General features: G+C 55.9%; 7 protein-coding genes. 4 read left to right on the plus strand and 3 right to left on the minus strand.

The genetic code is table 11. From position 1 onward, the window contains the following. Nucleotides 1-41 precede the first annotated feature (41 nt). Both glpG and WFN75_RS19670 read left to right on the plus strand, forming a co-directional pair. Entirely contained in the window at nucleotides 42-872 is an 831-nt protein-coding gene (gene glpG / locus WFN75_RS19665) for a rhomboid family intramembrane serine protease GlpG (protein WP_040078268.1), read from the plus strand. 18 nt (nucleotides 873-890) lie between these two features. After that, the gene (locus tag WFN75_RS19670) at nucleotides 891-1,649 is read left to right on the plus strand and encodes a DeoR/GlpR family transcriptional regulator (RefSeq protein ID WP_040078270.1); all 759 of its coding nucleotides are present in this window, start codon (nucleotides 891-893) and stop codon (nucleotides 1,647-1,649) included. A 134-nt stretch (nucleotides 1,650-1,783) separates the two neighbouring features. On the opposite strand, the gene malT is transcribed toward WFN75_RS19670, so the two are convergent. After that, entirely contained in the window at nucleotides 1,784-4,489 is a 2,706-nt protein-coding gene (gene malT, locus WFN75_RS19675; protein WP_046886773.1) for an HTH-type transcriptional regulator MalT, read from the minus strand. Between the two features lie 638 nt (nucleotides 4,490-5,127). On the opposite strand from malT, the gene malP reads away from it, so the two are divergent. Both malP and malQ read left to right on the plus strand, forming a co-directional pair. Next, entirely contained in the window at nucleotides 5,128-7,521 is a 2,394-nt protein-coding gene (gene malP / locus WFN75_RS19680; protein ID WP_336996696.1) for a maltodextrin phosphorylase, read from the plus strand. A 9-nt stretch (nucleotides 7,522-7,530) separates the two neighbouring features. Further along, a complete protein-coding gene (gene malQ, locus WFN75_RS19685) occupies nucleotides 7,531-9,621 on the plus strand; it encodes a 4-alpha-glucanotransferase (RefSeq protein ID WP_336996697.1) in 2,091 nt (696 codons plus the stop codon). A gap of 31 nt (nucleotides 9,622-9,652) precedes the next feature. On the opposite strand, the gene gntT is transcribed toward malQ, so the two are convergent. After that, entirely contained in the window at nucleotides 9,653-10,969 is a 1,317-nt protein-coding gene (gene gntT, locus WFN75_RS19690; protein WP_046886770.1) for a gluconate transporter, read from the minus strand. Nucleotides 10,970-11,319: 350 nt separating this feature from the next. After that, nucleotides 11,320-11,895, minus strand: coding sequence for a Fe-S biogenesis protein NfuA (gene nfuA, locus WFN75_RS19695; RefSeq protein WP_040078277.1), 576 nt, complete (start codon nucleotides 11,893-11,895; stop codon nucleotides 11,320-11,322).

Genomic DNA, 11,895 nt, shown 5'->3' on the forward strand with positions numbered 1-11,895 from the left:
ATATACTGTCCCCCTTTGTGTGGAATAAGCGACCGCTGCCAATGCTGATGATTACCTCCTTTACCAACCCGCGCGTCGCTCAGGCGTTTGTCGATTACATGGCGACGCAGGGTGTGATCCTGACTATCCAACAACATACGCAAACGGACGTCTGGCTGGCAGATGAGAGCCAGGCCGAACGCGTGCATGCCGAGCTGGCGCGCTTTCTGGAAAATCCCGGCGACCCGCGCTATCTGGCGGCCAGCTGGCAATCCGGCCACACCGGTAGCGGGCTGCACTACCGCCGTTTTCCGTTTTTAGCCACGGTGCGTGAGCGTGCCGGCCCGTTCACGCTGCTGCTGATGGCGGCCTGTATCCTGACGTTTATCATCATGAACGTCGTAGGTGACCAAAGTGTGATGGTGCTGCTGGCCTGGCCCTATGATCCGTCGGTGCAGTTCGATGTCTGGCGCTACTTCAGCCATGCGCTGATGCACTTCTCCTTCCTGCACATTCTCTTTAACCTGCTGTGGTGGTGGTATCTCGGCGGTGCCGTAGAGAAACGGCTCGGCAGCGGTAAACTCATTGTTATCACCCTTATCAGCGCCTTGCTGAGCGGCTATGTGCAGCATAAATTCAGCGGCCCGTGGTTCGGTGGGCTCTCGGGCGTCGTTTACGCCTTGATGGGCTACGTCTGGCTGCGCGGCGAGCGTGATCCCGAAAGCGGCATCTTTCTTCAGCGCGGCTTAATTGCCTTTGCGTTAATATGGTTAATTGCCGGATGGTTTGATCTGTTCGGAATGGCGATAGCTAACGGTGCACACGTGGCCGGTCTGGCCGTTGGGCTGGCGATGGCGTTTGCCGATACGCTGCATGCGCGAAAACGAACATAATTCTGGCAGGGATATTTGATGAAACAGACACAACGTCATGATGCCATTATCGAGCTGGTGAAAAAGCAGGGGTATGTCAGTACGGAAGAGCTGGTTGAACAGTTCGCCGTCAGCCCGCAAACCATTCGCCGTGACCTGAACGACCTGGCCGATCAGAACCGAATTTTACGCCACCACGGCGGTGCGGCGCTTCCCTCCAGCTCGGTCAATACCTCCTGGCATGATCGTAAAGCGACCCAGACGTCAGAAAAAGAGCGTATCGCCCGTAAGGTCGCGAGCCAGATCCCAAACGGCGCCACCTTATTTATCGATATCGGTACCACACCGGAGGCGGTAGCCCACGCGCTGCTGGACCATGAGAATCTGCGCGTGGTGACGAACAACCTGAACGTGGCCAATACGCTGATGCAGAAAGAGGATTTCCGCATCATCCTCGCCGGGGGAGAGTTGCGCAGCCGCGACGGCGGGATCATTGGCGAAGCGACACTCGATTTTATCTCCCAGTTCCGCCTCGACTTCGGCATTCTTGGTATTAGCGGCATTGACACCGACGGCTCGCTGCTGGAATTCGATTACCATGAAGTGCGTACTAAGCGCGCCATTATTGAGAACTCCCGCCACGTCATGCTGGTGGTCGATCACTCGAAATTCGGGCGTAACGCGATGGTGAATATGGGCAGTATCAGCATGGTGGATGCGGTCTATACCGATGAGGTGCCGCCTGAAGGGGTGCTGAAGGTGATTAACGACCATAAAATGCAGCTTGAGCTGTGCTGAGGTAAAAGCAACACGAAAACTTCGGTTGTCATGCCGATCGGTTAAACAGGGTGAAATTGTTCCGTTCACCTCATGTTCAGCGGAATATGGCATGACAACCCGAGGTTGCCATTTTCATTTCTGTACGCGCATAACTACACGCCATACCCCATCATCTTCAGCAGCTGCTGGGCATGCTGTACTGCATCCTGGCGATGCGCCACGCCAAGTTTCTGGTACAGATTACGGATATGGGTTTTGATAGTGGTTGCTGCTACCGCCAGCTCCCCGGCGATCTGCTCATTGCTATATCCGGAGTAAATTAACCCCAGCACCTGCCATTCACGCTGGGTGAGCGGGCTGGTGCGGATAAGCTCAGGCACTTCCGGATGGGTCAGCAGACGCTCGACAAAGGTCTCATCGAAATGGGCGAATTTGTGCCGATGGTGCTGGTTAATTTCACGCAGAATACGCTGCGCACGATGCTGATCCAGCTCGGGCAGGGTGTTCAGTTGAATCAGCTGACGTAACTGTTGCGCCATGGTTTCGCCCTCAATCACAAAGTGACTGATAAAACCGGTGCGGTTAGCCAGCTGCAGCGCTTCCAGTAAGACGCGCTGGGCATCAGTTTTACGACCTGCCTGCCAGTAGAGCTGGTTTTGCAACAGCAGGTTACGGTTCAGGTCGCTCATCAGACGCAGGCTGCGTGCGTTTTCGTTCAGCTCCTCCAGCACGATCTCTGCCGGTTCGAAATCACCCAGTAAAATCTGCACCCGGGCGATGTTGCGCCACTGGCTCTGCAGGAAGTGATTATTGGCAAATTCTGGCATCGGCGTCTGGCGTAACCAGTTGGCGGCCGATTTTTTATCACCCACCATCTGCCAGTAAATCACCCGCACTTTATCCGCGTTAGAGACCCAGTCGCTATGGTACTGGCCGTTGCCAAGCAGGTTTTCCAGGCGATTAAGGTGGTTACGGGCGTTATCCAGATCGCCGCGCGCCAGTGAACACTGTACCAGCAGCGCCAGGCACTGCAGCTGCTGCTGCGGCTGGAATGCCGAAAGCACTTCCACGCCGTGGCGGGCGGTGCTTTCTGCTTCATCCAGACGGGCCCAGGCCCACAGCAGCTGGGCGCGAATACGCAGCAGGAATTCGTGCATCGGTAATTGTTCAAGATGCTGCTCGCGGATCAGCTGGAATGCCTTCTCCTGCGACTCCCAGGCGGCCTGTAAAAAGCCCTGGGCAAACAGAATCTCGCTTTGTTGAATCAGGCTCCACAGCGCGTAGTGCCAGACATCGTGCCGACGTGCCATCTGCTCGGTCTGCTGCATCAGCGCCAGCGAGCGGGCGAGATCGCCTTTACAGTGCAGCACTTCGCCATGCACCGAGGTGGCAACGATACGGCTATAGAAGTTCGCCAGCGGCAGCTCATCGAGAGCAACCATCGCCAGGCGTTGAGCCTCTTCCTGATCGCCATCGTTAATGGCGACCTGGGCGCGCAGGGCGTTAAACTCGCCGTGCAGCGAGCTATCCATATCGCCTTTCATCTCTTGCTCGGCGCGGGCAAGCAGGGTATTCACTTCGCTGTAGCGGTGCTGGCTCTGCATCAGCCATGCCTGCAGCAGCACCAGACGCGGGTTCTCCAGCAGGCTCTCCCACGGCAGGGCACGCAACGACTCTTCCAGCAGCGTCAGTTCGCTATGGTTGAACAGGCTCCAGGCGTGATTGAGCAGGATATCGCGCAGCATATGGGCATCACCCGCCGCCAGCGCATGGTGGATGGCCTCGCTCGGGAAGCCTTGCGCCATCCAGCTTTCCGCTGCGGCGCGGTGGATCTCCGGCAGCTCGGTGGCCAGCTCCCACTGACAACGCTGGCGCAGGAAGCTGCCAAACAGCGGGTGGTAACTAAACCATTCGCCGGAGTCGTCCATGCGTTGCAGGAACAGCCCCTGGCGTTCAATCTCTTCCAGCCGCATCTGGCCATTGTCTTCACCGGTGACGCGAACAATCAGCGCATCGTTCATCGAACGCAGCAGCGAGCTTTTCAGCAGGAACTGCCGCGTGGAGGTGTCAACGCTGTCGAGCACTTCGTCGACCAGATAATCTGACAAGTGGCTGGCGTTAATGCCTGCCAGACGCCGTGCGGATTGATGTGTGGGGCTATTGTTCTGCCGCGCGGAGAGGGCGATAAGCTGTAAAGCGGTGGCCCAGCCGGCAACATCGTCACACAGACGGCTGCTCTCGGCGGCTTCAATCGGGGATGTCAGGCGGCAGTCGAAGAACTGTTTCGCCTCCTGATGGGTAAAGGAGAGCTGCTGACTGCCCAGCTCAAGCAGTTGATCGCGAACGCGCAGGTTGGCAATGCCCAACTGCGGAAGGTTACGCGACAGCACCACCAGGGTAAGGTTTTCTGGCTGATGGCGCAGGAAGAAGCGCATCGATTCATGGATCACCGGATTGGTGATCAGATGATAATCGTCAATGACCAGGAATAGCGGACGGTGCCACTCGGCCAGCTCAATAAACAGCTGCGAGAAGAGCGAAGAGAGGCTGGCATACTGGCGCTTTTGCACCATGACTTCGCTGGTGACGCAGTGGCCGTTTGTGGCTTGCTGAATGGCGGCGATCAGATAGCTGGCAAAGCGCTCCTGCTGGTTATCGCCCTCATCTAGTGAGAACCAGCCAAGATCGCTTTTACCTGACGCCCACTGTGAAATGAGCGTTGTTTTGCCATAGCCCGCAGGGCTCGTTACCAGCGCCAGTCGGAAATTGTTCGCGCCGGAAAGTTTCGCCAGTAACCGTTCGCGAACCACGGTATGGTCAAGACGAACGGGGCGACTTAATTTGGACGGAATCAACATGGTATTCACTTCACTGTGTGGAAAACGAGAATTTTGATTTTTTTTGCGCTTCGTAATTAATGCTTATAAGTTCGGCCAGAAACACTTTTATTGCAAGTTATGACCGTTTTTAATGCGCCTGAATTTGCACTCTGTCACAAAAATATTACCGCATAGCAGGGAACTTTTATATTGGCCTTGAGAGCGCATGGATACTGGGTTGCACCGAAGCTGCTGCTTTAACAAGCCAAACCGTAAACGAAGGTTAACAATCACCTGAGTTAATAAAGTTTCGCGACTGTCATCTCTATAAAATAAAACGTTGGTTTAACGTTAATGTCGAAAAATATTATTTCACGTGAGTAATTATTTCTTGCCTGGGCTATTTCTGACGAGCTTAAAAAACATATTGTCACAAGGATGACCTTATTGTGTTGATGACATTTCGTTCATCCTCTTCTGAGACAGGCGGCGATTCGGACTGCTTTCTTGAGCGCTGAAGGGCGAAACCGGGTAGATAAAGTGGCCACGATCACACTTTGATGCTCATCCCCGGTACTCCTCCCTGGCTAATCCCTGGCAGGAGGAGGAAGAGCGTTTATGAGCCAGGCACACTAGCACCAACGTGTTTATTTTTTTCTACAGGATGCCGTTTCCCTATGTCACAGCCTACCTTCAACAAAGCGCAATTTCAGGCCGCACTGACGCGTCAGTGGCAACGTTTTGGTTTAGTCGCCGCAGAGGAGATGACGTCTCGCCAGTGGTGGCAAGCCGTTAGCGGTGCGCTCGCCGAGTTACTGAACGCCCAGCCTGCGGCAAAGCCGGTTAAAGGGCAGCGTCACGTCAACTATATCTCCATGGAGTTTTTGATTGGCCGCCTTACCGGTAACAACCTGCTGAACCTGGGCTGGTACCAGGAGGTGAGCGATGTGCTTAAAGGCCACAATATTCACCTTACCGATCTGCTCGAAGAGGAGATTGATCCGGCGTTGGGTAACGGTGGGCTGGGGCGTCTGGCTGCCTGTTTCCTGGACTCAATGGCGACGGTTGGCCAGTCGGCCACCGGCTATGGTCTGAATTACCAGTACGGCCTGTTCCGTCAATCCTTTGCGGATGGTCAGCAGAAGGAGGCGCCGGACGACTGGCATCGCGGCAGCTATCCCTGGTTCCGCCACAACGAGGCGCTGGATGTGCAGGTGGGCATCGGCGGTAAAGTGACAAAAGCGGGGCATTGGGAGCCAGGCTTTACCATTACCGGCCAGGCCTGGGATCTGCCGGTGCTGGGCTACCGTAACGGCGTGGCTCAGCCGCTGCGTTTGTGGCAAGCGACACACGCTCACCCGTTCAACCTGACCAAATTCAACGACGGTGATTTCCTGCGCGCAGAGCAGCAGGGTATCGACGCCGACAAACTGACAAAAGTGCTCTACCCGAACGACAACCATCTGGCGGGTAAAAAACTGCGTCTGATGCAGCAATATTTCCAGTGCGCCTGTTCAGTGGCCGATATTCTGCGTCGCCACCATCTGGCGGGCCGGAACGTGGCCGATCTGGCTGATTTCGAAGTTATCCAGTTGAACGACACTCACCCGACGATCGCTATCCCGGAACTGCTGCGCGTGCTGATCGATGAGCACCAGATGAGCTGGGACGATGCCTGGGCCATTACCAGTAAGACCTTTGCTTACACCAACCACACCCTGATGCCAGAAGCGCTGGAGTGCTGGGATGAGAAGCTGATTAAAACCCTGCTGCCACGCCATATGCAGCTGATTAACGAGATCAACAACCGCTTCAAAAAACAGGTCGAGCAAACCTGGCCAGGCGACAAAGCAATCTGGGCGAAGCTGGCGGTCGTCTATGACAAACAGGTGCGGATGGCGAATCTCTGCGTGGTGAGTGGCTTTGCGGTGAACGGCGTGGCTGCGTTGCACTCCGATCTGGTGGTGAAAGATCTGTTCCCGGAATATCACCAGCTGTGGCCAAACAAATTCCACAACGTGACCAACGGCATTACGCCGCGTCGCTGGATCAAGCAGTGCAACCCGGCGCTCTCTGCACTGCTCGACAGCACTTTGCAGAAAGAGTGGGCTAACGATCTTGATCAGCTCATCAACCTGGAAAAGTATGCCGATGACGCGAAATTCCGCGAGCAGTATCGGGCCATCAAGCAGGAGAACAAAGTGCGTCTGGCAGAGTTTGTCAAAGCGCGCACCGGCATTGAGATCAACCCGCACGCGCTGTTCGATATCCAGATTAAACGCCTGCACGAATACAAACGTCAGCACCTGAATTTGCTGCATATTCTGGCGCTGTACAAAGAGATCCGCGAGAACCCGCAGGCCGATCGCGTACCGCGCGTATTCCTGTTCGGTGCCAAGGCGGCGCCGGGTTATTACCTGGCGAAAAACATTATCTTTGCTATCAATAAGGTGGCAGAAGCGGTTAATAACGACCCGAAAGTGGGCGATAAGCTGAAAGTGGTCTTCCTGCCGGATTACTGCGTTTCAGCGGCAGAGCTGCTGATCCCGGCGGCGGATGTCTCAGAGCAGATCTCCACGGCCGGTAAAGAGGCCTCGGGCACCGGTAACATGAAGCTGGCACTCAACGGCGCGTTGACCGTAGGTACCCTGGACGGCGCGAACGTGGAAATTGCCGAACAGGTGGGCGACGAAAACATCTTTATCTTTGGTCATACCGTGGAAGAGGTGAAGGCCCTGAAAGCCAAAGGCTACGACCCGGTGAAATGGCGTAAGAAAGATAAAGTGCTGGATGCCGTACTGAAAGAGCTGGAAAGCGGTAAATACAGTGATGGGGATAAGCACGCCTTCGACCAGATGCTGCACAGCATAGGTAAACAGGGCGGCGATCCTTATCTGCTGATGGCCGACTTTACGGCGTATGTGGATGCGCAAAAACAGGTGGACGTGCTGTACCGTGACCAGGATGCCTGGACCCGCGCCTGTATTCTGAATACCGCGCGCTGCGGCATGTTCAGCTCTGACCGCTCAATCCGTGACTACCAGGCTCGTATCTGGCAGGCAAAACGCTAAGGAAGCGCGATGGAAAGCAAACGTCTCGATAATGCCGCCCTGGCGGCGGGGATCAGCCCCAGCTACATCAATGCTCATGGTAAACCGCAGTCTATTGGTGCTGAGACCAAAAGGCGTTTGCTGGATGCTATGCACAAAGCCACACCCGGCGCAAAAGCAGCGGTCACCCCTGTACCGAATGTGAAAGTGTTCACTGCCGGTAAAAAAATGCCGCTGCCGATCGAAGGCCACGGTGAGTTTGCCTGGCTGCTGACCACTGAAACGGGGCAACAGCATAAAGGCCATGCCACTGGCGGCAAAAACCTGAACCTTCCGGCAAAGTTGCCGGAGGGCTACCACACCCTGACGCTAACCCGTGACGACCATCGCTGGCACTGCCGCGTGATTGTGGCGCCCAAACGCTGCTATGAACCCCAGGCTTTGCTGGAAGGGAAAAAGTTGTGGGGGGCTTGCGTACAGCTCTACACCCTGCGTTCAGAAGCCAACTGGGGGATCGGTGATTTTGGCGATCTCAAATCGATGCTCGCCGAAGTGGGTGAGCGCGGCGGCGCCTTTATTGGCCTGAACCCGATTCATGCGCTTTACCCGGCGAACCCGGAGAGCGCCAGCCCGTACAGCCCGTCGTCTCGTCGCTGGCTGAACGTGATTTATATCGACGTTAATGCCTTAGATGACTTTAAAAACAGTGCTGAGGCGCAGGCATGGTGGGCGTTAGATACCACGCAACAGGCGCTGAGGCAGGCGCGTGAGGCTGAATGGGTGGATTACGCCACCGTGACGGCGCTGAAAATGGCCGCCCTGCGTATGGCGTGGAAAGGTTTTTCTCAGCGTGACGATGCCGATATGCTGGCCTTCCGGCAGTTTATCGCCGCCGAAGGCGAAAGCCTGTACTGGCAGGCGGCGTTCGATGCGCTGCATGCGCAGCAGGTTAAAGAGGACGAAATGCGCTGGGGGTGGCCGGTCTGGCCGGAGGCCTATCAGTCCGTTGACTCCCCTCAGGTTCGCGCCTTTTGCGAACAGCATGCTGACGAAGTGGAGTTCTACCTCTGGCTGCAGTGGCTGGCGTATACCCAGTTCGCCGCCTGCTGGCAGGTAAGCCAGGGTTACAACATGCCGATTGGTCTCTATCGCGACCTGGCGGTGGGGGTGGCAGAAGGGGGAGCGGAGACCTGGTGCGACCGTGAACTCTACTGTCTGAAAGCCTCGGTAGGCGCACCGCCGGACATTCTCGGCCCCCTGGGCCAGAACTGGGGACTGCCGCCGATGGATCCGCACGTTATCGTGTCTCGTGCCTACGAGCCCTTCATCGAACTGCTGCGTGCCAACATGCAGAACTGCGGCGCGCTGCGTATCGATCATGTGATGTCGGTGCTGCGTCTGTGGTGGATCCCCTACGGTGAAACCGCGGATCACGGCGCTTACGTTCACTACCCGGTAGGCGATCTGCTCGCGATCCTGGCGCTGGAAAGCAAGCGCCACAACTGCATGGTGATTGGCGAAGACCTTGGCACCGTGCCGGTCGAGATCGTCAGTAAACTGCGCGACAGCGGCGTTTACTCCTACAAGGTGCTCTATTTTGAAAACGACCATGAGAAGAATTTCCGTGCGCCGCAAGCGTATCCTCAACAGTCAATGGCAGTCGCGACGACGCATGACCTTCCTACGCTCAGAGGCTACTGGGAGAGTGGCGATCTCACGCTCGGTAAAACCTTAGGGCTGTATCCCGATGAGGTAGTGCTGCGCGGGCTGTATCAGGACAGAGAGCTGTCGAAGCAGGGGCTGCTAGATGCGTTACATAAACATGGCTGCCTGCCGAAACGTACCGGTCACAAAGCGTCGCTGATGGCGATGACCCCAACCCTGAATCGAGGTATGCAGCGTTACATTGCCGATAGCAACAGTGCGCTGTTAGGGTTGCAGCCAGAAGACTGGCTCGATATGGCCGGGCCGGTGAACATTCCTGGCACCAGTTATCAGTACAAGAACTGGCGCCGGAAGTTATCCTCCTCGCTGGAGGCGATGTTTGCCGATGACGGGGTCAACAAGCTGATTAAGGATCTGGATAAGCGGCGAAAAGCGCTGTCAAAACGCCAGAAATAACAAAAACCCGCCGGATGGCGGGTTTCGTTTTTTATACCACCGTTGCCAGCAGCAGACAGCCCACCAGGCCGCAGACTGAAATAATGGTTTCCAGCATTGACCAGGACTTAATGGTCTCGCCGATAGTCAGGTTGAAGTACTCTTTGAACAGCCAGAAGCCCGGATCGTTCACGTGCGAGAAAATCACGCTACCCGAACCGACGGCAATCACCATCAGCTCCGGGCTGACGCCGGTAGTGGCGATCAGCGGGGCAACAATCCCCCCGGCAGTAATGGCTGCCACGGTTGCAGAACCGAGGGCGATACGCAGTACCGCGGCGATAGACCAGGCCATCAGGATCGGCGAGATATTGGTTTCGTGCATCATAGAGGCGATGTATTTATCCACGCCGCTATCAACCAGAACCTGTTTAAACGCACCGCCGCCGCCGATGATCAGCAGCATCATGGCGATGATTTTGATCGAAGAGCTCAGGGTATCGTTAATCTGATCCATGCTACGGCCACGGTTCAGGCCGAAGGTGAAGAGGGCAATCAGCACCGCAATCAGGGTAGCCATAACCGGGTCGCCGAGGAATTCAGCCACGCCCAGGAAAGCATGACCTTTTGGCAGAACCATCTCCGCCACGGCGCGCATCGCCATCAGCACAACCGGTACCAGAGAGGTCCAGACACTGACGCCAAAGCTTGGCATCTCTTCTTCCGTGAAGGTTTTAGCGTTGTACAGACCTTCAGGAATAGGCTTGTCGATCCCTTTCAGGCAGCGTGCAAACACCGGGCCTGCGAGGATAACGGTCGGGATAGCCAGAATGGTACCGAACAGTAGGGTTTTACCCATATCGGCATGGAAGATCGTCGCGATTGCGGTCGGGCCCGGGTGCGGTGGCAGGAAGCCGTGCGTGACAGAGAGCGCCGCCGCCATCGGAACGCCAACGAACAGCAGAGGGATATTCGCCGCGGCGGCAATGGTGAACACCAGCGGCAGCATCAGTACGAAACCGACTTCATAGAAGAGGGCGAAACCCACGGTAAAGCCGGTTAACACCACCGCCCACTGGATATGCTGCTTACCAAATTTGGCAATCAACGTGGTTGCAATGCGCTGTGCGCCACCGCAGTCCGCCAGCATTTTACCGAGCATGGCACCGAAGCCCATGATCAGCGCCAGGCTACCCAGCGTACCGCCGACACCGGCTTTAATAGAGCTGATAACTTTTACCAGCGGCATACCCTGCATCAAACCGACTGCAAGCGCCACCAGAACCAGAGCGATGAAGCCGTTCACTTTGAAACGGATCATCAAGAGCAGTAATAACACAACACCGATAGCTACGATGACTAATGGCATGATTGACCTGGCCTTTGAATTGTTATGGGTAACGTCGTTGTTTCAACGACTATTGTCCAATTGTCCCAACTGGGAACAGAGTTGTAATGGCACTAACACTGATACCGTCCAGACTACCTAGTTTAGTCGGCTGTTATTGGGGGGGTTAGTGCCCACGCGAATGATACGGGTAACATTGGTGATTTGAGAATCACCCAGCCGGTCAAAATGTGAATTATGAGACGCAGGTCAACTTATGGTGCAGGAGAGGGCAAAAGAAAAGCCGGGCCAGCGTAAACGCATGGCCCGGCCTGGAGTCGGGTTCTATGGCCCGGTTAGCGACGCCGCCACCGGGCAAAACAGACGGGAACTTAGTAGTAAGAGTGCTCGCCGCGCTGGTGCTCGGTGAGATCGCGCACGCCTTTCAGCTCCGGGAACTCATTCAGCAGCTGCTTTTCAATCCCTTCTTTCAGGGTGACGTCGACCATGGAACAGCCGTTACAGCCACCGCCGAACTGCAGAATCGCCAGGCCATCTTCGGTGATCTCCATCAGGGAGACGCGACCGCCGTGCCCGGCCAGCTGCGGGTTAATTTGCGACTGCAGCAGGTACTCAACGCGTTCCATCAGCGGAGCGTCATCGCTCACTTTGCGCATCTTGGCATTTGGCGCTTTCAGCGTTAACTGCGAACCCAACTGGTCGGTCACAAAATCAATCTCCGCATCTTCCAGATACGGTGAGCTCAGCTCATCGACATAGGCAGTCAGTTGCTCAAATTTCAGGGCGGTGTCAGTTGCTTCCACAGCGTCCGGTGGGCAATAAGAGACGCCGCATTCTGCGTTCGGGGTACCCGGATTGATGACAAAAACGCGAATCTGGGTCCCTTCTTCCTGATTTGCCAGCAGTTTGGCAAAGTGCGCTTGTGCAGCATCGGAAATACGGATCAT

Source organism: Leclercia sp. UBA7405, assembly GCF_037152215.1.
Taxonomy (GTDB): domain Bacteria; phylum Pseudomonadota; class Gammaproteobacteria; order Enterobacterales; family Enterobacteriaceae; genus Enterobacter; species Enterobacter pneumoniae.